Annotated in this window: 24 protein-coding genes and 1 other annotated feature; of the genes, 17 read left to right on the top strand and 7 right to left on the bottom strand. The window is 39.0% G+C overall.

The features are described 5' to 3' along the window. Positions 1-260: 260 nt before the first annotated feature. The 5 genes from MHB42_RS09845 (at position 261) to recQ (ending at position 7,095) form a co-directional block, all read left to right on the top strand. Positions 261-1,085, top strand: coding sequence for a stalk domain-containing protein (locus MHB42_RS09845; RefSeq protein WP_340805821.1), 825 nt, complete (start codon positions 261-263; stop codon positions 1,083-1,085). A 155-nt stretch (positions 1,086-1,240) separates the two neighbouring features. Further along, a complete protein-coding gene (locus tag MHB42_RS09850) occupies positions 1,241-1,501 on the top strand; it encodes a hypothetical protein (protein WP_340805822.1) in 261 nt (86 codons plus the stop codon). 702 nt (positions 1,502-2,203) lie between these two features. Beyond that, positions 2,204-4,087 (top strand): FAD-dependent oxidoreductase, encoded by a 1,884-nt coding sequence (locus tag MHB42_RS09855; RefSeq protein ID WP_340805824.1) that lies wholly within the window; start codon positions 2,204-2,206, stop codon positions 4,085-4,087. 86 nt (positions 4,088-4,173) lie between these two features. Beyond that, positions 4,174-5,307 (top strand): TcaA NTF2-like domain-containing protein, encoded by a 1,134-nt coding sequence (locus MHB42_RS09860; protein WP_340805825.1) that lies wholly within the window; start codon positions 4,174-4,176, stop codon positions 5,305-5,307. Between the two features lie 6 nt (positions 5,308-5,313). After that, positions 5,314-7,095 carry a DNA helicase RecQ gene (recQ, locus tag MHB42_RS09865; protein WP_340805826.1) on the top strand — a complete coding sequence of 594 codons (1,782 nt, stop codon included), beginning with the start codon at positions 5,314-5,316 and terminating at the stop codon, positions 7,093-7,095. A 486-nt stretch (positions 7,096-7,581) separates the two neighbouring features. Here the strand turns inward: recQ and msrA are convergent, their stop codons facing one another. Beyond that, a complete protein-coding gene (gene msrA / locus MHB42_RS09870) occupies positions 7,582-8,103 on the bottom strand; it encodes a peptide-methionine (S)-S-oxide reductase MsrA (protein WP_340805828.1) in 522 nt (173 codons plus the stop codon). 318 nt (positions 8,104-8,421) lie between these two features. Between msrA and MHB42_RS09875 the strand changes: the two genes are divergently transcribed. The 3 genes from MHB42_RS09875 to MHB42_RS09885 all read left to right on the top strand — a co-directional run bounded on the left by MHB42_RS09875 (position 8,422) and on the right by MHB42_RS09885 (position 11,206). Further along, positions 8,422-9,372 carry an LCP family protein gene (locus tag MHB42_RS09875; protein WP_340805829.1) on the top strand — a complete coding sequence of 317 codons (951 nt, stop codon included), beginning with the start codon at positions 8,422-8,424 and terminating at the stop codon, positions 9,370-9,372. Between the two features lie 65 nt (positions 9,373-9,437). Further along, on the top strand, positions 9,438-10,637 hold the full coding sequence (locus MHB42_RS09880; protein ID WP_340805831.1) for an AI-2E family transporter: 1,200 nt from the start codon (positions 9,438-9,440) through the stop codon (positions 10,635-10,637). A gap of 203 nt (positions 10,638-10,840) precedes the next feature. Beyond that, entirely contained in the window at positions 10,841-11,206 is a 366-nt protein-coding gene (locus tag MHB42_RS09885; protein WP_340805833.1) for a cupin domain-containing protein, read from the top strand. A gap of 51 nt (positions 11,207-11,257) precedes the next feature. On the opposite strand, the gene MHB42_RS09890 is transcribed toward MHB42_RS09885, so the two are convergent. Next, the gene (locus tag MHB42_RS09890) at positions 11,258-12,433 is read right to left on the bottom strand and encodes an aminotransferase class I/II-fold pyridoxal phosphate-dependent enzyme (protein ID WP_340805834.1); all 1,176 of its coding nucleotides are present in this window, start codon (positions 12,431-12,433) and stop codon (positions 11,258-11,260) included. Between the two features lie 248 nt (positions 12,434-12,681). Here MHB42_RS09890 and MHB42_RS09895 point away from each other — a divergent pair, with 248 nt between their 5' ends. Continuing rightward, positions 12,682-13,488 carry an AAA family ATPase gene (locus MHB42_RS09895; protein WP_340805835.1) on the top strand — a complete coding sequence of 269 codons (807 nt, stop codon included), beginning with the start codon at positions 12,682-12,684 and terminating at the stop codon, positions 13,486-13,488. A 49-nt stretch (positions 13,489-13,537) separates the two neighbouring features. Here the strand turns inward: MHB42_RS09895 and MHB42_RS09900 are convergent, their stop codons facing one another. After that, the gene (locus MHB42_RS09900; protein WP_340805836.1) at positions 13,538-14,332 is read right to left on the bottom strand and encodes an enoyl-CoA hydratase/isomerase family protein; all 795 of its coding nucleotides are present in this window, start codon (positions 14,330-14,332) and stop codon (positions 13,538-13,540) included. A 297-nt stretch (positions 14,333-14,629) separates the two neighbouring features. On the opposite strand from MHB42_RS09900, the gene MHB42_RS09905 reads away from it, so the two are divergent. Then, on the top strand, positions 14,630-15,505 hold the full coding sequence (locus MHB42_RS09905) for a tyrosine-type recombinase/integrase (RefSeq protein WP_340805837.1): 876 nt from the start codon (positions 14,630-14,632) through the stop codon (positions 15,503-15,505). A gap of 44 nt (positions 15,506-15,549) precedes the next feature. Here the strand turns inward: MHB42_RS09905 and MHB42_RS09910 are convergent, their stop codons facing one another. The 3 genes from MHB42_RS09910 to MHB42_RS09920 form a co-directional block, all read right to left on the bottom strand. Continuing rightward, positions 15,550-16,404: a transglutaminase family protein gene (locus MHB42_RS09910; protein ID WP_340808572.1), complete on the bottom strand. Its 855-nt coding sequence runs from the start codon at positions 16,402-16,404 to the stop codon at positions 15,550-15,552. Between the two features lie 61 nt (positions 16,405-16,465). Beyond that, positions 16,466-17,431 carry an alpha-E domain-containing protein gene (locus MHB42_RS09915; RefSeq protein ID WP_340805838.1) on the bottom strand — a complete coding sequence of 322 codons (966 nt, stop codon included), beginning with the start codon at positions 17,429-17,431 and terminating at the stop codon, positions 16,466-16,468. After that, positions 17,385-18,875, bottom strand: a complete 1,491-nt coding sequence (locus tag MHB42_RS09920) for a circularly permuted type 2 ATP-grasp protein (RefSeq protein WP_340805839.1) — start codon at positions 18,873-18,875, stop codon at positions 17,385-17,387. Before MHB42_RS09920 ends, MHB42_RS09915 begins: the two co-directional genes overlap by 47 nt. 77 nt (positions 18,876-18,952) lie before the next feature. Between MHB42_RS09920 and MHB42_RS09925 the strand changes: the two genes are divergently transcribed. Further along, on the top strand, positions 18,953-19,366 hold the full coding sequence (locus tag MHB42_RS09925) for a hypothetical protein (RefSeq protein ID WP_340805841.1): 414 nt from the start codon (positions 18,953-18,955) through the stop codon (positions 19,364-19,366). Positions 19,367-19,678: 312 nt separating this feature from the next. Here the strand turns inward: MHB42_RS09925 and MHB42_RS09930 are convergent, their stop codons facing one another. After that, the gene (locus tag MHB42_RS09930) at positions 19,679-19,900 is read right to left on the bottom strand and encodes a PF20097 family protein (protein WP_340805842.1); all 222 of its coding nucleotides are present in this window, start codon (positions 19,898-19,900) and stop codon (positions 19,679-19,681) included. Between the two features lie 199 nt (positions 19,901-20,099). Here MHB42_RS09930 and MHB42_RS09935 point away from each other — a divergent pair, with 199 nt between their 5' ends. The 6 genes from MHB42_RS09935 (at position 20,100) to MHB42_RS09960 (ending at position 25,656) form a co-directional block, all read left to right on the top strand. Further along, complete coding sequence (locus tag MHB42_RS09935; protein WP_340805844.1) at positions 20,100-21,053, top strand: tyrosine recombinase XerC; 954 nt, start codon at positions 20,100-20,102, stop codon at positions 21,051-21,053. A gap of 119 nt (positions 21,054-21,172) precedes the next feature. Then, a complete protein-coding gene (locus MHB42_RS09940; protein ID WP_340805846.1) occupies positions 21,173-21,718 on the top strand; it encodes a sigma-70 family RNA polymerase sigma factor in 546 nt (181 codons plus the stop codon). Further along, the gene (locus MHB42_RS09945; RefSeq protein ID WP_340805848.1) at positions 21,687-23,042 is read left to right on the top strand and encodes a DUF4179 domain-containing protein; all 1,356 of its coding nucleotides are present in this window, start codon (positions 21,687-21,689) and stop codon (positions 23,040-23,042) included. The genes MHB42_RS09940 and MHB42_RS09945 overlap by 32 nt, the downstream gene beginning before the upstream one ends. Before the next feature lie 147 nt (positions 23,043-23,189). Further along, positions 23,190-23,339 (top strand): hypothetical protein, encoded by a 150-nt coding sequence (locus MHB42_RS09950; RefSeq protein ID WP_004230023.1) that lies wholly within the window; start codon positions 23,190-23,192, stop codon positions 23,337-23,339. A 120-nt stretch (positions 23,340-23,459) separates the two neighbouring features. Continuing rightward, positions 23,460-23,630, top strand: coding sequence for a transcriptional regulator (locus MHB42_RS09955; RefSeq protein WP_340805859.1), 171 nt, complete (start codon positions 23,460-23,462; stop codon positions 23,628-23,630). Between the two features lie 346 nt (positions 23,631-23,976). Beyond that, positions 23,977-25,656 (top strand): putative bifunctional diguanylate cyclase/phosphodiesterase, encoded by a 1,680-nt coding sequence (locus MHB42_RS09960; protein ID WP_340805860.1) that lies wholly within the window; start codon positions 23,977-23,979, stop codon positions 25,654-25,656. Between the two features lie 37 nt (positions 25,657-25,693). Beyond that, positions 25,694-25,913 (top strand) — a binding site (T-box leader). Positions 25,914-25,933: the final 20 nt, after the last annotated feature.

Genomic DNA, 25,933 nt, shown 5'->3' on the forward strand with positions numbered 1-25,933 from the left:
AAATAACTAGAGAAGATGAATACCTTATTGATGGGTATAATTTATATTGTGATTCAATTTGTTATGCAAAGTACATGTTAGGTATCGGTGTTATTAAAACACATTAAATGACATTGAAAAGAGGTTATTCTTTATGGATAGCTTCTTTTTTTGTTTACTTTTTAGATAAAACAATTGTAACACGCACATTAAAATAATTCTCCCCTTTAATGTATTTAATTGGTATAATTGTACTATTAATGTATGAGGGGGAGAATTAATTGAAAAAGTTAAGATTTATTATTCCATTGTTGTTTTGTTTATTATTAGGGTTAGGCAGTAATAACGTTAGTGCATCACAAGGAGTATCAATTTACATAAATGGTGAGAAACAATCATTTAGTAATCAAGCGATAATTGAAAACGGTAGTACATTAGTTCCTTTAAGAGGTATTTTTGAATCACTTGGTGCTGATGTTCAGTGGAATCAACCTACTCAAACAATTGACGCTTCAAAGGGTAATACAAAAGTATGGCTGAAAATAGGTTCGAAAAATGCTAAAGTAAATGATAATGCTATAAATTTATCAGTTCCAGCACAAGTTAAGAGTGGAAAAACACTTGTTCCACTTAGATTTATTAGTGAGTCATTAGGGGCAAATGTCCAATGGAATCAAAAAACTCAAACGGTAACAATTACTGGAGATTCAAATAGTGGAAAAACGGGAAATGAAGAAAAGAAAGTTCCAACTTTAAAAATTGGCGAGACTTTTTCAGATGATCAAATAGAAGTTACACTTAAAAAAGTGGAATATGTAGATGGTGTTGATAAGGGATTTAATGTTTATTTATCTGTAACTAATAAATCTGAAAAGCCATTAATTTATCCCGGTGGATTGCGATTTAAAATTAATGAGTCTAAATATGAAAAAGAAATAAATGACATTGGATATGTAAATCATTTTGATTCAAAAGGATATATTTACAAAGGGGAAACAACGGAAGGACATTATCAGTATCTTTTTGACAAAGATATAGTAATTAAAGAAATAGAATATAACACAGGGATTGTTAATTATCCTAAAGCAAAGTGGATTGTTGAATAAATAATTAAGTAGGGTGTACTTTTTGGTACGCTCTTTTTTATTTATTGTAGTAATTCAGTAGGTTAAATAAACATTCACAATTCAATAAAAAGACATTTCCTTACGTTGTTTATTTTGGTAATATATAGGTAAAAATTGTATCGGAGGTTTAGAGCATGAAAATAAATATTATTTGTGAAAAGTGTGAAACTGAAGTTGAATTAACTCCAAAAACTGTAGGTAGACATGCTAGCTTGAATGATTTAGGTGATAAGTTTAGAATTAGTGAAATTAAACTTGATGAAAACTTTGATGAAGATGAGCCGCCAAAAGAGTTTAGCGATTTAGACATTAGAGTAGAGGAATTAAGAATTGATTGTAAAAAATGTGGAGAATATATTGTTTTAACTGATTTTCCTACATATGTTTATAGATAATTGAGGTAACTTAGAGGGGGTAATTTCCCTCTTTTTTATTTGCCTTCCTTTTCGATTAAGCACTTGATGAAAAATAGGTGGGTAGTGTATAGTTTTGTTAAAGAAGGTAATAGAATTTTATTCTTACTTTTTCATTTACCTAAAACGTTTTAAATATAGTTTTAAACCACGATTCATCTACATTTCTTCGTAAAATGGTTTAAGTAAACAAAGGTTTTGGAATTTTATATTTACGTCTTCAAATAGTTTACGATCGCCATAGCGAAGACCTACATTACTAACTTGAATCATGCAAGTTCCTCCTTTTTTCACAATGGCTCTAGTATAGCATGAAAGATGTTCCAGCGTCTATAAACATTATTAAATCAAGGTTTCTCGTTCTTTTTCTTATTTTTCTCCCACTAAAATCGTTCCTCCCTGTAACTTTCTGCGAAACGAAAACGTCTATTATGTCAGATGATTGGCTGTTCTTGAAAAAAGAATAGAAATATTGCATCATTTTCCATTGCCTATTGAGTGAACTATCGACTAGAATGGAAGCTGACTGTTTTTTGCTTCAGCTCAATTACCCCTCACTTTTAGCTCAATAACGAAACAGCCATCAAACCCGTTCAAGGCTTACTCACAATCAACTATATACAGCAGTGGAAATGGCGATAATATGCGCTTATTCATGGAAATATTAACTATCAGAGGTGTTTTATGGGCAAAAAATTATTGCTGGCAGCGATGACTGTCATGATTTTATTACTAGGGATTGGAGGTTATTTTTGGCTAAAGGAGCTGCTTAGCACACGAGCATATAATCAATTAGTGGAAGAATATCAAAAGCCAGAGCCTCTTCAGACGCTAGAGGAAAACTATGATGTAATTGTTATTGGCGGTGAACCAGAGGGAGTTGCGGCTGCGGTTGCCTCCGCACGAAATGGCGCTAAAACATTATTGGTGGAGGAACGACAGGAATTAGGTGGGTTATTTACATACGGTATGCTTAATTTTTTAGATATTCCACGGGATGGTCGCAACAACTCCATTAGTAAAGGGATTTTTCAGGAATGGCATAAGCTTGTGAAAGGCAAAGATGCGTTTGGCATTGTAGGCGCAAAGGCTGCCTTTAAAAAGCTTGTCGATCAAGAGCCAAACCTAACATTATCGGTTCAAACAGAAGTTGTGCAAGCATATCTCGATCAGCAGCAACTGACCGCTGTGGAATTAAAAAATGAATTTGGTACATATAAGGTAGCGGGTAAGTCATTTATTGATGCAACACAGGATGCGGATTTTGCGGCAATGGCGGGTGTTCCTTATTTTGTTGGTGGTGAGGATATTGGGATTAAGGATAAGCGCATGGCTGTGACCTTAATGCTGCATTTAAAAAATGTCGATTGGGATCAGGTAAAAAAAGCGGCTCGCTCGGATGTATTTGGTGGTGCAAATTTAAACGATACCGTGATGTGGGGCTTTACAAAGCTTCATGATGAATACAAGCCTGCGCAAGAGGGCGTGCGCTTACGTGGCTTGAATTTAGCACGAGTGGATGATGAATACTTTATTAATGCCCTGCAAATTTTCGGTGTGGATGGCTTAAATGAGCATTCTAAGCAGGCAGCGATTAACGCAGGAAAAAAAGAAACAGCGCATATTTTGCAATATTTACAGGAAAACTTCCCAGGGTTTGAACAGGCGGAAGTTGTGAGCTATCCAGAGGAGCTATATGTGAGGGAAACACGACATATTTGGGCTGAGTATCAATTACCAATGGCTGATATTTGGACGAATCGTGACCATTGGGATAGCATTGGCATTGCCTCCTATCCAGTGGATGTACAAGCACAAACGCCGCATGATTACGGCTATGTGATTGCTGCGCCAAAGCAGTATGCCATTCCGTTCCGTTCACTTGTGCCAAAGGATATTGATGGCTTACTTGTGGTAGGACGCTCTGCAGGCTATTCCTCACTTGCTGCGGGAAGTGCGCGCATTGTACCAACAGGTATGGTGACAGGTGAAGCGGCAGGAACAGCAGCGGCACTTGCCCTTGAGCATTCTATCAGCTTTAGAGCAATGAGTCAGGATAACAAGCTAATTGCTTCCTTGCGTAAGCAGCTCGATAAGCAAGGAGCATATGTGGATGCATTTTCTGAGGACTATCCATATCAAGGAAAATGGTATGATAAGGCTATTCAAACATTAATCAATTATGGTCTTGTGGTAGGTGGCTATGATAATGATTTAAACGTAGACAGTAAAGCAACAAAACTAAAATTCGCGAAAACGTTCAAAGAAAGCATGTTACGTGCCTATCCAGAAAAGGCTACAACTATGCGTGATCAGCTTGAAATTGTGATTAATAAAGTGTATAGCACAGGTGATGAGGCGATTACACGTGATGAAGTGGCACAGTATATAGCAGATGTACTGCTTGGCGAATCGGATGCCACAAGCTGGGATGCGTTGATTGATCAAGGTATTGTGACTAAAAAAGTAGCCGATAAAATAACAGACAATCAAACACTAAAATTAAAAGAGCTGTATGCCATTATGGCTGATGTGATTCACTATGTAGAACAAGAGCGCTCCTCCTGATGAGGAGCGTTTTTTTCATGATATGAAGATAGTTAAATTATTCATAATATTATTATGTAAACTTGAAACATAACGATACGTTGTTTATGATAGCAATAGAGAATGCTAAAATAGAAAGATTTGGTGAAGGTATGAATAAAAAGTGGCTGCTGCTAGGAGCGGCAATAGGTTTGCTAGCAGGCTGTGACAAGGATGTGTTTCAACTTTCTAAGTCAGAGGTGCAAACAGCCGTCACAGCAAAGCAAGCACAAAAAATTGTGCCAGAGGTTAAAGTAGTTGGTGAGCATGGTATTGGTGCAGGCATTATTATCAGGCAGGAGGGTGAACAGCTTTATATCGTAACAAATGGCGCGCTTGTTGCCTCAAAGCCAACAGCCCTTGTGCAATTAAGTCATGGAGAATGGGCTGCAGCCAATGTGCATGTTATATCAACAGCCTATAATACCGCCTTGTTACAAGTATCCACAAAGGCTGTAGTGCAAGTACCGAATATATATGAAGGCGAGCTCCAGCAGCTAGCAGTCTATGTCAACGGCTCACCCTATACAATTCAGCAGTATGAGGATAAGGTCGCTGCTTATTATATAGATGTGCAAGAAGCTTTGCCTGTTGGAAGCCCTGTGATGGAGGCTGCACAGGGGGCGATTGTTGGGCTCTATTTTCAACGCCAGCAAAAGGGCGAATCCCAGCCATACATATTACCTTTGCAAGCGATTGAGCCATTTATAGAGGAATGGCTTACAGAGGGGATGGAGCCAAGTGTCCGTCTGGCGCAATCGAAAAATCTTTATCCTTATATAGAGCAAGGCGATCAAGCAGCAGTGCAGCAAGCGATTGAGCAATATGGGGAAAATGTATTTGCGTATAATACGGATGAAATTATGTTATTTTTAGATACATTTCATAACTACTTAAAAGGTGCTGTCACAGTTCAGGATGCCCGTGTTATGCAGCCTGTTGTTGGCAGCGAGGCGCTACAAGACACATTGGCACAGATGGTTAGCTATTATGCTGCTAAACAGGCGAAGATCCATTTTTCCGATACAGTGATTCAAAGCATTCGTGTAGAGGGAGAGCATCTTCTTGTAGAGGCGCAAACGGAATATTTATTGACCAATGCGGCTGGGCAAGAGGCAGTCGCCTATTCGACAGTCCTATATAAGCTATGGAAAAATGAGCAAGGCACGTATCAATTAGTAAATTTAACAATCAAGGAGTGATATTGCATGGAGCGAGCAAGGCAAATGCTACAGCATCACTTTGGCTATGAAATCTTTCGTCAAGGGCAAGCACAAATTATTGAGCAAACCTTACACGGACAATCAAGCCTTTGTGTGATGCCAACGGGTGGAGGAAAGTCCATTTGCTATCAAATTCCAGCCTTAATGCTAGAGGGGCTAACAATTGTGATTTCCCCGTTAATTTCATTAATGCAGGATCAGGTGGAGGCTTTACGCGCAGCCAATATTCCTGCTGCCTATATTAATAGTACATTGACGGCGCAGGAGGTGGATGCAACAATGCAGCTTGCAAGTGCAGGCTATTTAAAGCTGCTCTATATTGCACCAGAGCGATTGGATAGTACCGCCTTTTTACAGGCATTAGCACATGTACCAGTGCCGCTTATCGCAGTAGATGAGGCGCATTGTATTTCACAATGGGGGCATGATTTTCGACCAAGCTATCGCTCGATTCAAAAGCTTTTTACTTTATGGCAGCACAAGCCCACTATTTTAGCGCTAACAGCCACAGCTACGCCAACGGTTTGCGCAGATATTCGACAACTGTTAGACATTGATGAGCAGGCAACGGTAATTACAGGCTTTGCACGCGATAATTTGGCGTTTTCAGTGCTAATTGGTGAGCATAAGGATCGCTATTTGAAGCAATATTTACAGAAAAATAAGCAGGAGGTCGGCATTATTTATGCTGCTACACGCAAAGCGGTCGATGCTATTTATGATATGCTTGAGCGCTCAGGGGAAGCGGTTGCGAAATATCATGCAGGGCTGCCAGAGGCGATGCGGATGGCAGAGCAGGATCGTTTTTTAAAGGATGAGGCACGGATTATGGTGGCTACAAATGCCTTTGGAATGGGCATTGATAAAAGCAATGTGCGCTTTGTCTTGCACTATCAAATGCCGCGCAATATGGAAAGCTATTATCAGGAGGCAGGCAGAGCGGGGCGCGATGGCTTGCCAAGTGCCTGTATTTTGCTGTATGCCTCAGGCGATGTGCAAACACAGCGTTTTTTAATTGAGCAAGCACAGGATGAAACACGTATTCCGCAGGAGCTGGCAAAGCTGCAAACAATGGTCGATTATTGCCATACGGAAGGCTGCCTGCAAAATGCCATTTTAGCCTATTTTGGAGAGGAGCAGAAGGAGCCTTGTGGCCGCTGTAGTAATTGCAATGATGGACGAGCCGTGGCAGATGTGACAGAGGACGCGCAAAAGGTGCTCGCCTGTGTGGTACGCATGGGGCAAAAATTTGGCAAGACGATGGTGGCACAGGTGTTAATCGGCTCGAAAAATCAAAAAATAACGGACTTTGGCTTTGTACGCTTATCCACGTATGGCTTATTAAAAGGGCGCTATTCGTTAAAGGATGTATCCAATTTTATTGAATTTTTAATTGCAGAAGGGCTATTAGCTGTCAAGCATGGCACATACCCAACGATTTATGTATCAGAGGAGGGCAAGGAGGTACTGCTTGGTCGTCAAAAGGTGATGCGTAAGGAGGCGGTAGTGGTGCGTCAAATTGCTACGGATGACCCGCTATTCGAGCATTTACGTGTCCTGCGCAAGCAGATTGCAGATGAGGAAGGCGTACCACCATTTGTTGTATTCTCGGATAAAACATTGCGGGAGTTCTGTGAGCAAAAGCCAGCCAACTTAGAAGCTGTTCGCTCTATTAGCGGTATTGGCGAGGTGAAATTTGAGAAATATGGCAGGCGCTTTTTCAAGGCATTGCAAGCTTTTGTAGCTGTAGCAGGGAAGGAGAGCTAGCTCTTTTCCTGCTCCTCCACCTGAATATCGAATATATGTGAATATTGGCTATCCACTGATTGTCCCAGAACTTCATAAATATAGTAGCCTGCGTTTTGAGGGCTATCAATGTGTGATCCTTTAAGGTAACTTGTGAAGACGTACCATCTTCATGCCATTGCTTCACAGTAATAGTAGATGTATCTTCAATGTTCACCTTAATTTTACTGTTTTCTTAACGGTTACGGTAGGGAATTGTGCGAATTCTGGCATTCGTGGGTCCAGTTGTTTTTCAATTTTTACATAACCATCATTCAAGTAATAGTCCCCATGCATGTACAAGCTGATAGGAGGTAGCATCCACAATTATTTTACCTTCAGACGTACCTTTTTGCTTGGGACTACATGCGATTAAATTTTTCATTTACCTAACATCTCGATAATCGATGTATACTGTCAAAGAAGGAGGTGCTTCGCCATAAATAGAAGCACCTCCTTCTTTAGCACTTATTGTTCCCAATGCTTGGCGATAAAGGCATCGCGACCTGAAATGGCACGATCCTGCTGATAATGTTCAGCTTCCTTTTGATAATAATCCTGATGGTAGTCCTCTGCTGGATAGAAGCGTTCAGCATCACGAATTTTGGTTACAATAGGTTTATCAAAGCGTCCACTATTCGCCAGCTTTTCTTTTGAGGCTTCCGCAAGACGCCTTTGCTCATCTGTATAGGTAAAGATGGCTGTTGTATACGATTCACCGCGGTCATGGAATTGGCCGTAAGCATCGGTTGGGTCAATTTGCATCCAATAAATATCAAGTAGCTGCTCATAGCTAAAAATCGCTGGATCAAATTCAATTTCAACGACCTCTAAATGACCAGACGTTCCTTTTTTGACATCCTCATAGGTTGGATTGTCAAGATGACCACCCATATAGCCAGATGTCACCTTATGTATGCCATCCCATTCAACGAACGGCTTGACCATGCACCAAAAACAACCGCCCGCAAATGCAGCTTTTTCTATCATTTGAATCATCCTTTCTTTATGTGACCACTATTATAGCATCTGAAAAATAAATGAGATAGTGCGAAGGTTAGTCATCAGGACCTAGCAGCCATGTAAAGAGCGCGTACGAGTAAATGTGGGAATGAGAGGGTTTCTTTTTCGAATTAGTATTTATGATATTCTCATTTTGCATGTATCTTGTGAAATATTGATATGATAGGGTTTCTATTACTGTAATTTGGACAATGTATGACAGCACCTGTAAAATAAAAAGGAAGATGAAACTTTCCAGTGACTCATTCGTTACATTAATTATTATAAAATAGAGGAGAAGACAGTATGGAAGAGCAAGAATATACAAGACGCTCACAACGTCCCCCAAAACGTCGATTGCGTAAAGGGAGAGCTTTTTTTACATTGTTAGTACTTTGTGTCATTGTGCTAGCCGCCTATTCGGTCATGCAATATCGCAGCGGATTAAAGCTTGCCAATGCCACAAATATAGCGCAGGAGGATTTTACAGGTGATACAGTAGCAGGAGATATTGAAAACTATTTAATATTAGGCGTGGATACACGTGGAGAGGAAAAATCACGCACAGATACCATGATGGTATTATCGTGGAATAAAGCAAACAATGATATGAAGCTTGTTTCCTTTATGCGTGATATTTATGCAGATATTCCCGGCTATCAGTCGTATAAGCTCAATACAGCCTATTACTTAGATGGAGTGCAATTATTAAAAGATACACTCACACATATGTTTGGGCTACCGATTCATCACTATGCCCTGATTGATTTTAAAAACTTTGAAGCATTGGTCGATATTTTAGCACCAAATGGGGTGGAGATGGATGTAGAGAAGGATATGTCTGAGCATATTGATGTGGAGCTGAAGCAGGGTGTCCATCATCTAAACGGGAAGGAGCTATTAGGGTATGCACGTTTCCGTCAGGATGAGGAAGGGGATTTTGGCCGTGTTGCACGTCAGCAGAAGGTTATTGAAGCATTAAAAACAGAGCTATTAACCCCAACCAATATGCTACATTTACCAAAATTTATTGGCGCAGCACAGGGCTATATTACAACAGATTATTCACCTGCTGAGGAAATGCAGCAAGTACTAAAATTATTATCAAAAGGTAAGGTCAATATTGAGAAAGCAACGATTCCGATTGAAGGCAGCTACCAATTCCAAAACTTTAGCCATGCCGGGGACTCCATTGTGATTGATATTGAACAAAATAAAGACTTTTTACGTGATTTTTTAGGTATTCCGTTAGAGTGATGCTTCGCAAAAACCAATAAAATCCTGTACTATAAAAGTAGAACATTGTGGATTGGGGTGGAGATATGGACAAAGGGCAACCAAAAGAACGCTCAGGCTTGTTTGCAACAAAGTTTATTCGTTTTTTAGGTGGAAAGAACCTATTATTTACACTAGTTGTTTTATTATTAGTGGCATGTGTTATTTTTATGTTTCATGAAGTTTCCTTTATCTTTACCCCGCTTCAAGTATTATTTGAAGTTGTCATTTTACCAGGGGTACTAGCTGTAATTGGCTACTATTTACTGCGACCATTGCTTGCCATATTGGTACGTTGGCGCATTCCAAGAATTTGGGGAATTTTACTGCTCTATATTGCGGTCATTGGTGTGATTACATTACTTGTTGTGCTGGTCTATCCATTTTTACGTGATCAGTTCACCAATTTAGTACAGGAGTTTCCTGAATACTTTATGGCGTTTACACAAAGCATTGTTGAATTCCTGAATCAATCACGCTTTAATGAATACTTAGATAAAATTAATTTAAACTATGATGAGGTTGTAAATAATTTCACAACAGATATGGTTGAAACAGTGAAGGATACAGCAACAAATGTAGCACAAGGCGTAGCAACAGGCATTACAGGCTTTTTATCCACATTAACAGGTATTATATTATCGCTTGTGACCGTGCCGTTTATTTTGTTTTATTTACTGAAAGAGGGCGAAAAGCTACCGAAATTTATGCTGAAGGTTTGCCCACCACGCATGCGTCAAGAGGTAACGGATATTTTCCATGATATGGACAAGCAAATTAGCTCCTATATTCAAGGGCAAATTTTAGTATCCATGTGTATTGGGGCAATGGTGACAATTGGCTTTTTAATTATCGGTATGAAATATGCGCTACTGCTTGGCTTCCTTGCTATGATTACAAGCGTTGTGCCATATTTAGGACCAGTCATTGCTATTACACCTGCTGTGATTATTGCACTCGTAACATCACCATTTATGGTTGTTAAGCTAGCGATTGTTTGGACGATTGTCCAGCTCATCGAGGGAAAATTTATTTCGCCACAAATTATGGGCAAATCGCTTAGCATTCATCCGATTACTATTATTTTTGTGTTGCTGACAGCAGGCTCATTATTCGGTGTGCCAGGTGTTATTTTAGGAATTCCAGGCTATGCGCTTTTAAAGGTGCTTGTTACGCATTTATTTAAGCTCTTTAAACAACGCTATAACTATTACCAAGATAAGGATCAGGAAAAATATGAGCTTTAAAAAAACAGCTACTGCTAAATATCCGCAGTAGCTGTTTTTGGGTGTTTGAATCATCAGTGTATTAATATACATATATTTTTGTAATTGATACAATTCAAATTTGGACGTATACTATAGCAAAATGTGGATTGGGTTTGAACAGTGCAGGTCTAGGGCATTCTTCATTGAAATTCGTAGCTTCATACCAAGGGAGGAAACATAAAATGACATACATACCGATTAATTTTCAAGAAAAATTAGCTAAATTTCAAGAGCATTGGTCACCAAAGGTTATTGCTGAAATGAACGATTATCAATTTAAACTTGTCAAAGTACAGGGCGATTTTGTTTGGCATAAGCATGCTGATACAGATGAAGTGTTTATTGTCCTTGAGGGGCATTTAACAATCGAATTCCGAGATGGCGAAGTGAGCTTGCGTGAAGGTGAAATGTTTGTAGTACCACGTAATGTCGAACATAAACCCTATGCAGCTTCAGAGTGTAAAATTTTACTTGTAGAGCCTAATGGGGTCGTGAATACAGGTGAAGAGCAAACAGAGCTAACTGCTGAAAATGATGTGTGGATTTAAAAATTATGATAAAACCCTTCTAAGTCAAAAATTAGAAGGGTTTTTGTCTGTTTAAGGCTGTGGCGTTAATTGCACTTGGGCCAAGCGTGTAACCGCCTCCTGTAACATCTCATTTGGTTGTACTAAGGCTAAGCGCAAATAGCCTTGTCCTGCTGTGCCAAAAACTGTGCCTGGTACAGTAACAATGCCAACTTGTTCGATTAATTGAAAGGCTAGCTCTGTACAATCGATATTGTATGGGTATTTTGCCCAAACAAACATCCCGCCGTCTGATGGTGCTGCCTCCCAGCCTAGTGCTTGTAAGCCATTCATCAGCGTTTTATGACGTTCTGAGAAAGTGGCACGTAAGCTTTCTGTAATTTCTTCTGCGTGATCAAGTGCTACGACAGCTGCATCTTGAATGGGCTCAAAAATCCCAAAGTCTAAATTGGATTTCAATTGTTTTAAAATAGCAATTATTTCTGCATTACCTGCGATATAGGCAATACGTGTGCCCGCAAGGCTAAAGCTTTTAGACAGGGAATTAATTTCAATGCCCACTTCTTTTGCGCCCGGTGCAGCAAGGAAGCTAATAGGGCGATCCCCTGTAAAGTAAAACTCAGAGTATGCCGCATCATGCAGCACGATAATATTGTATTTTTTCGCAAAGGCAATCACCTTTTCAAAATAAGCGAAGGACGGCATGGCAGGCACTGGGTTACCCGGTAAGTTTAAGATTAAGAGCTTGGCTTGTTGGGCAATTTCTTCAGGCACTGCGTCTAAGTCTGGTAAATAATCGTTAGCGGCTGTTAATGGCATATAGTAGGGTGTTGCTCCTGCTAAACGAATGCCTGCATCATAGGCAACATAGGCGGGATTTGTGGAAAGCACAATATCACCAGGGTTACAAAAGGCAATCGGTAAATGAACTAAGCCTTCTTGGGAGCCCATTGTTTGAATAATTTCAGAAGCGGGGTCTAAGTCAACATGGCTACGACGTTTGTAGTAGCGACTAACAGCTTCATAGAATCGCTGTGTACCTGTGAGTGTGTAGCCATAAGATTCGGCTAAGCTTGCTTGGTAGGATAGATGCTCACGAATTTTTGCATGTGGGGGAATATCAGGGCTGCCTAAGCTTAAATCAATGAGCTGCATCCCCTTTGCTTGCTGCTGTTTGGCAAAGTTTTTTAAATCGCCAAAAATTGCTTGTGTAAAGTATGACATTTTGTTAGATGGATTGATTTTCAAAATACGTACACTCCTTATGATTATCTAAAATGAAGCTTTAATTGCATCATTTTATCATACGAAAGCATGGAAGGGGAAAGATATTCTGAAAAAAGAAAATATTTATAGTGAGCGAGCATAGTCTGACGGATTGCGTGTCTAAATGGACGGATAGACTGTTTACTGTGACGGATAGCAGGCTTTCCGAAAAGAGGAAGGTTATATTATACTAAACTTCAATGGGAGAGCTTGAGAGGAGGAGTGCGATCATGAAGGTATATTCATTAAGCGGACCGAGCGGCACAGGCAAAAGTACAAGTGCGCTTGCCTTTGCCCATCAATTGGGCGTTGAGGCGATTATTGATGATGGCTTGCTGATTGTTAATGGCGTTAGGGTGGCAGGTGTTTCCGCAAAATTTGAAAAAAATACAATTACGGCTGTACGCCGTGCTATTTTTACGGATGAGGTGCATCGAGAGGCGGTGCAAAAAGCATTGGCAAATTATCAGGTGCAGTCAATTTTACTAATTGGTACATCGAATAAAATGACCAATAGCATTGCTAAGCAGCTAGCATTAGGGCCGATTGCACATTATTATTATGTGGAGGATATTCGTTCCTTGAAGGAGATTCAAAAGGCACGCTTTATTCGTCAAACACAAGGAAAGCACGTGATGCCGATTCCCTATCGCCAAGTGGAGCAAAACTTTTTTAAGCGTTTAGTGCAAAAGGGTATGGAAATTTTTGGACCAAAGCGAGAGAAAATTGGCGAAACGACCATTGTGCGCCCAGATTTTCAGCGGGAATATATTGACATTGATAAATCGGTATATGTTCAGCTATTAACGCATAGCTGTCGTCAGCAAGCGCTTGTACATAAGGTGGAGCACGTACAATTTCTATTAGGCGAGCAGGCACAGGCAATCCTAACCATTCAGATTAAGCTGCCGCTGGATGGTTCATTGGCAGAGCGTTTATATGCCTTACAGCAGGCAGTGCAGCAGGAGTTTTATCAGCATTTTGATTATGAGTTAGATGCTATTCATCTCCATGTGAAAGCCGCTAAAAGGCCGTAAAAAACAGGTACTCCCTTCACATATTTGTGAGTAGAGTACCTGTTTTTAGCTATTTTGGCTGACGTGTAAATTGAGGCTGACGCTTTTCTACAAAGGCACGGCAGCCCTCTGCAAAATCGCTGCCGACAAAAGGTGTGGAGCCTTGCCAGAGGGCAGGTACACTATCGAGGCATTCCTGCACGGATTGCTTTACAGCTAGCAGCGATTCTGGTGACATGCCTGCGACCAGCTTGCCCATGCGAATCATATATTTATTTAAGTCCTTTTCTGCTACTAGGTAGTTCAGCATTCCTAAACGAAAGGCTTCCTCTGCTTTAAACATACGCCCTGTAAAGACTAAATCCTTTGTTGTGGCAGGGCCTACAAGCTGGACTAAGCGCTTGGCAAATTGATTATTTAACGTAATGCCTAATTTACCAACGGGAATGCCAAGCTTGGCTTTATCGGAGCCAATGCGAATATCACACGCTAAAGCTAGCTCTAAGCCAGCGCCCATGGCAGGTCCATTAATGACACCAATCGTTGGTAGGGGAAGGCGCTCAATAAGAGAAATCGTTTGCTCCATATGCACAAAGGCTTCCTCCGCCTTGTCGAGAGAAATGGCATTAAATTCTTTAATATCAGAGCCTGCTGTAAAGTTTTCACCTGAGCCGCGTAAAATCAATACTTTATTTTTAGGGTTTTCTAATACTTGCTGAGCGATTTTCGCTAATTCATCCCACATATTTGCGGTTAATGCGTTTTTTGCCTGAGGGCGATGAATCGTAATAATCGCTAGGCCAGCGGTTTCTTGATAAATAATTTTTGCATCTTCTGCTTCCAGTCGAGTTGTCCTTACTTGCATATCGGCAAAGCCTCCTATAGGTTTCATTCATATTATTATTATATAACACAAACAATAAAAAACACGAAATTATCTGAATTTTACAAGGAAGCGGCATTTCTGATTGAAAGCATGTCGAAACTATGAGAAAATACAATAAGAACATATGTTTCTTATTACTGTAAGGGGCATCCTATTAGTAGAAGCGGTTAAATACAGATTATCCGACACTACAATTTAATAAAATAAATAGAACATACGCACCCAAAATATAGTAAACTATAAATAATTTACGCATAGCAAACAAGGAGAGATTCTATGGTCACATTAAAGGAAGCATGGAATAGCTATTTATTATTGCTGCAATCATTGAAAAAAAGCGCTGCCACAAAAAAGCAGTACAATATGGACGGACAGCAATTTTTAACGTTTGCCCGTGAGCACAACTACTTAGATGTAGATCAGCATTTCAAAGATATATTAGTGCTTTATTGTAACTATCTCAAGGAAACATATAGCAATATTAATACATTTAATCATAAAATCGCGACACTCAGAGGCTTTGTGGACTTTATTTTTTTACGAGAATGGGTGGAGCCCTTTGATTATCAGCATATTTTACAGCCGAAAAAACGCCAAAAAGAGGCACTTCAATTACTAACAAACAAGCATATGATGCAAATTTCTAATGTTTGGCCAACCTATTTTCAATATGCTAAAACAGAGGAGCATGCATGGCTGGCACGGCGCAATGGCTGCATTGTCCAAATGCTAATGGAAACAGGATGTAAGCCAGCAGAGCTTGTCCGTATGAAATGGGCACATGTTCATGATAAGGAAGCCACTATTTATATTGCTAATCGCAATGGACGACGAGCCATTAAGCTATCTGCATTATTGCTGGAAATGCTAGCACACTATCAGCAGGAAACAGCAACATTGCATCAGCAAGAGCTGGGGGAATGGATGTGGGTTAGCGAGGCAAGTCAGGCAAAGCCGATTACGACTAAAACCGTGGAGCGCATTTTTCAAACAATCTCTCAGGAAATCGGGAAAAATGTACGGGCAACGGATTTACGCTATACCGTTATGCAGAAGGCGTTTCAGCAGGAAAAAACATTGGAGCATATTCAGCAGGAGATGGGCTATGTGCGTAAATGGGTGCTAACCGAAAGACAGCGACGTTTTGAATAAAAAATATGCAGCAAGCGCATTTTCGCCATTGCTGCATATTTTTATTATAAATGATTTAATGCCTTAACGTTTACCTTTACCGTTAAATCATGCTTACCACCTGTATAAACACCTTCAACAGGGCTTATATCACTATAATCACGGCCAATGCATAGAATAATATGGCTCTCCAATACTTCCACGTTATTTGTTGGGTCAAGACCGATCCAGCCAATGCCAGGAATCATAACTTCTACCCAAGCATGTGTCGCAATATCGCCGATAAGCCCTGAATTTTCATCCACATATAAATAACCACTAACATAGCGCGCTGGAATCCCTTTTGCGCGTAGCACAGCCAGCATAACATGCGTAAAATCCTGACAAACACCGCGTTTTAAGGCAAATGCTTCATTGGCAGTTGTTGTAACATCTGTTGCGGTCGAATCATAATTAAAGCTAGCATATAAATATTGCATTAAATTCAACGAAAACAGCACAGGATTTTCAGCATGACCAATTGCATGATAAACCTCCTCTAATTGCGGCTCCGACATAAATGTAAAATGGGTCGTCTTTAAATATGGTAAGTAATGCTCGTAAAATAGCTGTGAATGAAAAATTGTCTGCATTTCAGGTGAATATTGAATACGATGAATAAATGGCGCACGCTGAATACTAACAATAGAGGAGGTGTGAATCTCTAATGTTTGATGCTGCTCTGGAATATAAAAGGAACCAACTGTATTGCCCCAAATATCCGTATGCTCACGTGTCAGGGATGATGGTGTAATCGCAATACGGTAAGAGAGCAGGCGCTGACGCTCATCACTGCGCGGCTTTAAGCGAATCGTATTTAAGCTTTGATCGACTTCAGTTTCATATTGAAAAATATTGGTATGCTGAATTTCAAATTTCATCGTGTCCGCTTCCTTTTGCTTACTGACTTGCTTGTTGACAGGGAGCTGTGGTGGATTCCCTTCAAGATTGTAGGCTGGGTTCATATAAATGATAGATTGTTGAGAATGCATCACCGAAGGCAATACATTGCCCCAATCGTTCCTCCATAATAATAATAGCTTCGTGCACATCCAGTTGTTCAAAATGAATCGAGTTCATTGTAGCAGCAAAGCGCTTGATTGTCACATGCAGCGTTAAAAACCTTTCAGATGAAGCATCCTGCTCAATGGCTGTAATAGCTTCTTCTATTTTTTGCAGACAAAACATGACCGAACGAGGAAAATGCTCATCCTGTACTAAATAGCGCATCACCGCCAATACATTAATTTGTCGATGCTTGCGTAAGAAAGATTCTCTTGCTACAGCAATATCTAATAGAAAGGTGCCATCACTCTCCACAAGAGGGAGTGCTGTTGCTTTATGTTGCGCTAGAATTGTGACAATCATGCGCAGCGTTTTTTCTGCACGTTCAAGCCACTTGCCAATTTGTATAAAATAAAAGGGGAGATCACGATCCATTGTACCTTCAATTAGCCCTGTGACCGTTAAGAAAGTTTTGCGTATATCCTGTAAAAAGGCTTGCAGCTCAATCAGTGGAATAGGACGCTCTCTTGCTAGAATCGTTTGCTGCTTTGTAACATAAAAGGCATTTTGCATTTCCCATAGCTCTGCTGGCATACTATCTCGTGTGACACGCGCATTTTCTCGAATAGACCGCAATGTTGCCTGAAGTGCATTGCTGTTTTTCTCTGAAAATAATAGATAATCAATTAATGGATTAACACGTATCGTTTGATAATTAGCTAAATATTCCTGCTTGGAAGCGCAAATCGTTAAAATAGCCTCCCAATGATCTAAATATTCATGTTCTTTTCCCGATTGCTCCAGCATATTCAACAGCTGTACCTGTAATATATGTGCATTTGTTTGTGTTCGTTCACTATACCGTGCCATCCAATATAGTGCGTCCGCTACTCGACTTAGCATGCTGCACGTCCTCCTTTAATATCCAAGTATCCTTAGCGCCACCACCTTGCGATGAATTCACAATCAATGACCCTTCCTGTAATGCCACTCGTGATAAACCACCTGGCAATACATAGCAATCCTCACTTTTGACCACATACACACGTAAATCGACATGGCAAGGATAAAAGCGTCCTTGCTGAAATGCAGGTGCTCGCGATAGCTTAATCGTTGGCTGTGCAATATATTGCAGTGGCTGTGCTACTATTTTTTCCTTAAATAAAGCAATTTCCTCCTCGCTCGCATGTGGACCAATCAGCATATCATAGCCCCCTGAAGCACCAACATTTTTAATAACAAGCTCATGCAAATGCTCCAGCACCCATGCACGCTGACGATCATCTCCTAAATGGTAGGTTTGGACATTCGGTAAAATAGGCTCCTCCTGCAAGTAATAACGAATCATCTCAGGCACATAGGCATACATCGCCTTATCATCTGCCACACCGTTGCCAACCGCATTTAAAATCGCTACATTGCCTGCCTCATAAGCTGCCATTAACGAAGGAACACCTAATAACGAATCCTTTCGAAACACAGCAGGGTCTAAAAAATCATCATCAATCCGCCGATAAATAATATTAATTTGCTGCAAGCCATAGATCGTTTTCATATAAACCTTTAAATCTTGTACAACTAAATCGCGTCCCTCAACAAGCTGAATATTTAAGTGTTGGGCTAAAAATACATGATCATAATAAGCCGAGTTATACATCCCTGCTGTTAATAGCACCGCTTTTGGCTCACGTGCTGCTGACATAGAGGGTGGGCGATGTGCCAGCAAAGCTTTTTGCATATAAGCAAGATGCTTATCAAGAGGACGTATTGTATGCTTAGAGAAAAATTCAGGATATACCTCCTTCATAACATGACGATTTTGAAAAACATAGGAAATGCCAGAAGGGTTGCGTAAATTATCCTCTAATACATGATAATCACCATGCTCATCGCGAATTAAATCGATGCCTGCTAAAAAGATATGATTAGCGATTGGTACTTTCAATCCCTTCATTGCTAGAACGTAGTATGGATTATGTTCAACAAGCTGCCGTGGAATATAGCCATCCCGAATAATCGCTTGTTCACCATAAATATCTTGTAAAAATAAATTTAGCGCTTTAACACGCTGCTTGACACCTGCCTCAATGGTTGCCCACTGTGCATGTGGAATAATAATTGGCACACAGTCAAATGGCATGGTGCGCTCTGTTCCATCCTGTGCACCATAGACAGTAAAGGTAATCCCTTGGGTAAGAAAGCTTGTCTGTGCTTGGCGATATTTTTCTTCAAGCTGCTCCTGCGAAAACATCGCTAGCTTGCGATAAAATGAACGATAATGCGGCTTAGGCTGAGTACCTTCAAACATTTCGTCAAAGAATAAGCTGGAATCATAGAAATTCATCATATAGCATCGCCTCCGAATTTAAGTAGTGGTGAAAACATGTTACACTGTGAATAAGTAGATAAAAGGAGCTAATAATTATGACACTGATTAATTTAATGCAAGCCTATGAATTAGATAAGCTATCTAAATTACATTTATCAGATGAGGAAATTTTACAAGCTTTACGAGCAGGAGATGTATCAGCTTGGCAGCAACATGTGCCAAACTATGAATTTCAAGAAACAATGGCACTTTATCAGCAAGGGGAACAACAGTTCTTGGATGCGTTACATGGCCATTATCAAATTAAATATGTAACATTACCAGGCATCCAACGTTTATTGCAACTCCGCTTTCAATTAGAGGCAGGCAAAGATTACGAATTACTTGAAACTGGTATCCAGCATTTAACATGTACTGGCGAAACAATTGACAAGCTTCAGCAAATGCTATCCAGCAATTGGTCACTTACAAAGGAAGCAGACAATACATATGCTATATTTGTAAAATAATGTAACATGCGTTGTGAGAAGAATCGACATAGGTAGTTATCCATCTTCTGCTTTTTCGAATCGTTTCACAGCGCAAAAAGGTGTCTACTAAGTTAATATTCAAAAACAATGAATTTTATACCTACTATTACAAAAATCCCCTTGATAAGCAGGGGATTTTTTATATTGTTGAAAGAACATATGTTCTAAACCTCTAAAAAGAGCATTTTTCCTAATAAAGTTCCCAAATTTATATTTGGGAACGTTTTTATGGTAAAGAAAATGCAAAAGCTCCATTTTGAAAAAGATTTAATCAAAATGGAGCTTTTCGCTTTAGCTAAGTTTATGAGGTTCATCTACAAACATCCCTAAAATATAACCACAATCCTGACAATAATATGCACTTATTTTAGAATTCTTTCTTAAATGCGAATTCAGTGGTGCACTTTTTTTCATTGCTTCTTCAGGAAACATATAAAGTGGAGCATGAGCTGCTCGAATAATACCTTTACGAATATCCTTATGATTACACTGTGGACATATCTTCAATTCCATAGCAATCCCTCCATAGACTTTTATATATTCTACTATAAACTTTTTTCTTAAGTACTTTATGAATAAACATATCTGTTAACGAGTTTCTTTAGCGGTGATTACATTCATAAAAGTATATCACTAATAAATAATGATTACTTTGATATACAATTTGGGAACGTTTTTTGTGGTAAAATAGAGAGCAATTAGAGGTGATTTGATGCAAAAAACAAAACTACCAAAAATCATAAAGGATTTTCTTGTTTATTTAACGACAATTAAAGGCAAATCCCAGCGCACAAGAAAGGAATATGAATATGATTTACTATTATTTTTCCGCTTCCACAAGGCTGTGCAGGAGGATGTAGCTACTGATAATTTAGCAGCCATTGATATTGTTAGCATTTCCATTGATGATATTCGTGAGATTACATTAGAGGATTTATACTTATTTATGGAATATTGTGAGGTACAGCGTGGCAATTCGGCTGCGGCAAGAGCGCGTAAAGTCGCAACCTTAAAATCCTTCTTTAAATACATAAAGGGGAAGCGTCGGCTAATTGAGGAAAATCCAGCAGATGAACTAGAAACACCGAAAATTGGACGCAAAAGACCCATCTATCTAAATATGCAGGAAGCGACGCTATTTATGGATGGTCTACAGGCATCTCCACGCAATTACTGTATTATGATGTTTTTCTTGAATTTAGGAATCCGTGTTACAGAGCTTTGCCAGCTCAATAAATCCTCCATTCAAGGGCGCTATTTAACGATCGTTGGAAAGGGCAATAAGGAGCGCACTGTTTATTTGAATGATAGCTGTATACAGGCATTAGAGAACTATGAAAACAGTGGTAAAACACCCTATAAGGGAGAGGGCGAGGAGCCGCTTTTTGTATCACAAAAGGGCACACGACTTACGCGCCAAACCGTTGCCAGAATTGTGAAACGCATTAATCAGCAATCAGGCTTACAAAAGGAACGACTAACACCGCATAAGCTGCGCCATACATCCGCCACAATGATGTACAAGGCAGGCGCTGATATTCGAAGCCTACAGCATATTTTAGGGCATTCCAGTGTCGCAACAACCCAAATCTACACCCATATCGAGGATGAACAGCTTCAACAGGTACTCAACAACAATCCATTTAATATTGTTCATAAAAAATAAGAAGAAAAACGGGGTCATAGGCTTGATTTTTAGCCTATGACCCTAAAATTCTTTCCTAATAAAAAAATTGAAACTTTTTGGCGGAGTACCATCTCTAATGAACGAAAGGAGGTTGAGGCATGAACGAAAGAAAACTAGTAAAAAAGGCAGTAAAGGGCAATAAAGAAGCATTTGAAAAGCTTCTCGTTATACATAGCAATCAATTGTATCGTACTGCCTTTTTATATGTAGGAAATCGCGAAGATGCATTAGATATTGTACAAGAAGTCGCTTATAAGGGGCTTTTAGCAATAGGTCAGTTAAGAAATGAGGAATTTTTCTTAACATGGCTCACAAAAATTTTAATGCATTGTGCTTTTGATGTCATAAAAAAGAAGAAACGAGAAATACCCATTGAAAAAATAATAGAGCCTTCATCTGAGAAATTAGAAAAAAGAGAGAGCCGCTTAGATTTAGTGAAGATGATCCACCAATTAAAAGCTCCTTATCGAGATGCTATTATTCTATTTTATTTTCATGATTTGCCGATTAGTGAAGTAGCCAAAATAATGAATATCCCTGAAAATACAGTGAAAACATATCTTTATCGCGGCAAGGGACAGTTAAAAAAACTACTAAGGGGGAATGGTTACAATGGAGAAGAAACCGTTTCAAGTAGAATATGAAAAGATTGAAGTACCGCAGGATGAGGTTTTACAGGCTATACAGATTGGTATTAACCGAGCAACGGCTACAAGAAGTATAAAAAATCGTAAAAAACGTTTAAAACCTTATTTACTATTAGCATCAGCATTACTTTTTATAACAGCAAGCTTTATCTCTCCGTCTATATCATACGTAATGGCTGAAGTACCTTTTATCGGTAAGGTATATGAAAATATGAATGATTTCATCGGTAGAAATTTAGCATCACAGCAATTAATCACCCAGTTAAATGAAACAGCCAGCAATCAAGGCATTGATATTACGATCAAAAGTACCTATTATGATGGTGCAGTGATTGGCGCTACTTTTTATATAACTGGTGATGTTCAAACAGAAGCTGATGGTAGATTGCTAGGCTTCTATGAACTATTTGATGGGAAGAAAGAGATAGCAGATAGTAAAGAACTCGTCTATTTAGACCCTACAGAGGATGGATATGCAGGTCATATCCAATTATATTATCCAAAAACGGAGCTGCCATCTAACACGACTTTTCCGCTTGAATTTAAGCGTATCGGCACAAAAGAAGGTGTTTGGAAGTTTGATGTGCCGATTCAGCAATTGCCTTATACAACCATTCAGCTTCAGCAAAAAAGCAGCGCCATAGATGCAGGTATAAGCGTGCTGTTTGATACCATTATGCAAGGACAAGCATCAACCGCAATTAACTATACGGCTACTTTTCCCCGTGAAGGAAAGCATGACCAAGTAAGGTTAGAAATTTTTGATGATAAAGGAAAGCAGCTACCATTATTGGCAGATGGTATTGATTTAGAAACGTCTAAGGATCAGCATTCTATAACCATTAAAGGAAGAACGATCATATCACAGCCACTAGCAGAAACAACAAGCCATTTAACAATCTCTCCAAAAGTAGCTGTCTATGAAAAGGATCAGTTTACCACATTGGAACAACCAACGCCAATTCATATTGACTCTGCTCGGCAAAAGCTAGGTGTAACAGTAGAAAAGATAACATTAAAGGACAAGCAATTGACGATTGATTTCTACTTCAATAGTGAACATAAAGATTTTATACTGTTTGAAAACTTTGCTCGAAACAATATCGAACTTGTTGAAGAATCTGAAAAAGAAGTGTACAAGAAGTCGATTAAACATACAACGAAAGCAATAGATAAAGATAACTTACGCTTTAGCAGTACATTTAATATTGGGACAGTGCATAATTTTAGTACAGATAACTATGTTTTAAGGGTCAATTTCAATGCACTCCATGCAAATATACCAGTTGAATTAGATGCCGTGAAAATTGATGTGAATTAAACAGCAGGGAATTTAGCGCTATCGCAAAGGGCTAAATTCCCTGTTATTTTTTTAAAAAGAATACTTGACGGATAAAACAATCTGTTATATATTAAATAAAAATAATAACAACTGTTATAAAACAGATTTATCCAAGGAGGAATTTATATGTCAAAGTATCGTGATGGTTATGAGTTTTATTGTGAAATGTGTGAGCGTTATGGATTAGAGCCAATTTCTTTCCGCTATTATGTATTACAGCTATCGCAGCAACAACTATCTGCCTATAATATGCAAGCAAAACAATTAGGGATTTAAAAGGACGTGATTATGACGGAAGCCGATGTGAATATTTTATAAAAGCCCAGCCATATAGCATAACATGGACTGGGCTTCTGCAATTTTATAGACATGCACAACTGAAAGGAAGTTATGATGATGACAGATTATCGAGAAGGCTATGAATATTATCGACAAGCTTGTGAAAAACATGGCTTAGAGCCAATTAATTTTCACTACTATATTTTAAATTTATCGCAGGAGCAGTTGGATGCCTATAACCATTATGCCAAAGTATCAGGAGGCTCAATTGAATATGAGGTTTCTTAGCCTATAAAATGTCTTACTGCTTATTGCGTATAGTAAGGCATTTTTTTACTGTTTCTCATACAAAAGCAATTAGCTGTTATAGTATAAAAGTAATTTAATTATCATAAATTTATAGGATTTCAAGCAACTATTTTCTATATTTTTTGTAAAAATACAGAAAAAATAACGTTGAATGTTTTTGATATTTGGGTTGAATTAACTGCTTTTCTAAGACTATAATATAGTTACATAAAAAAGGGGCGCTATACCACAACTTTATACCTCGCTGTAAGATAAAGCAAAAGTACCAAACCCTTCATATTTTAATGAACGGAGAATGAAAATGATGAATATCACGCCTAGTAGTATGAATCAACACAATTATAGTCTAAAAGAATTACAGGATATCTTTTCTGCCATGAATAGTTCCATTATTGTAGCTATTACAGATCGTACAGGAAAAATTACATTTGTGAATGACCATTTTTGTAAAATTTCAAAATATTCACGTGAAGAATTATTAGGGCAGGATCACCGTTTACTGAACTCGGGCTATCATCCTAAATCTTTCTTTAAAGAGATGTGGAGAACTATCGGGAGAGGCGATATGTGGAATGGCGAGGTGTGTAATCGTGCAAAAGACGGGAGCCTTTATTGGGTAAAAACAACTATTTTCCCATTTCTTGATGAAAAAGGGAAGCCGTATCAATATATTGCGATACGTGTAGATATTACAGCACAAAAGGATATAAAAAAAATTACGCATATTGCCTATCACGATGAGTTAACAGGACTACCAAATCGTCGTAAATTAGAACAGCGTTTAGAAAATGAATTCCATCAATCTCGACGTACAGGAGAGAGGTTTGCGTTGTTTTTCATTGATGTGAATCGTTTCAAACACATTAACGACGGGCTTGGTCATATTATTGGCGATATGTTTTTAGTAGAGATGGCAAATCGTCTGCGCAATATTGATTACACATCGAAGTCATTCTATCGCCATAATAGTGATGAATTTGTAATGATTTTAAATGATGTCAATCGTATTGATGAAATGGCAAAGGAAATTATTAATGCATTTAATGAAAGCTTTATCATTGATAACTATGAGTTTTATGCAAGCATTAGTATCGGAATTAGTATATTCCCTGATCATGCAGGCTCCATCGAGGAATTATTAAAGAACGCTGATATTGCGATGTATGCCGCAAAATCTACACGCGGCAACCAATATCGCTTATACCGCGATAATATGGATGAAGCGAACGATAAATGGCTTTTATTAGAAACAAAATTACATCAGGCTTTAAAAAATGATGCCTTAGCGCTGCATTACCAGCCTAAAATTGATTTAAAAACAGATACAGTTGTTGGGATGGAGGCATTGCTGCGCTGGCATGATGCAGAATTAGGTCATGTCCCACCAGATCGCTTTATTCCATTTGCAGAGGAATGCGGACTTATTAATGATATTGGTATATGGGTGCTACGCAAGGCATGTGCGCAAGCGCGTCTTTGGAATCAGGAATATAGCTTAAGCTTACGTGTTGCTGTTAATATTTCACCGATTCATATTAGTACACCGGGCTTTGTGAATATGGTGCGTGAAATTGTTGCAGAAACAGGGTTTGACCCGCATTTATTGGAAATTGAAATTACAGAGATGAGCATGCTTGATTATACAGAGGAGCTTATTGATACCATTAGGCAATTACGAGCACTCGGTATTACGATTTCATTAGATGATTTTGGCACAGGCTATTCCTCCTTAAATTATTTAAAAAAATTCCCTGTCGACGTACTGAAAATCGACCGTGCCTTTGTACGGGATATAGTGCCTGAAAAATCAGGAATTGCCATGATTTCAGCGATGATTTCCCTAGCCCATGCCTTAAACTTGCAAGTTGTTGCTGAAGGTGTTGAGGAGGAGGCAGAATTAAAGGTGTTACGTGAGCATGGCTGTGAGTATGTACAAGGCTATTATTTCAGCAAGCCGTTATCTGTAGAGGATTTTACCAATTTAATTAAACAATCTAGTTTTTAATTGCTATCGGAGAGCTGTTTTGCTAAAGTTAGATCAAATATAATTGATGATGTGGCCAAGTAAGGAAGAATTGTGAAACAGAAAATATAGCAATTGCTGAAAGCTATATCACCGCTTCTTCGCTGAACACCTACCACGGAGATGTTATGCAAACATAACCGAGTCGTTTTCGTTATCAAACGTGAGAGGGCTTTAAGTTTTGCTTAAAGCTAAATCAAGGTGGTACCACGTCTATCTAGCACAAGGACGTCCTTTTAACAAGGACAGCTTTGTGCTT

Origin of the sequence: Lysinibacillus sp. FSL K6-0232 (assembly GCF_038008325.1) — a bacterium.
Classification (GTDB): domain Bacteria; phylum Bacillota; class Bacilli; order Bacillales_A; family Planococcaceae; genus Lysinibacillus.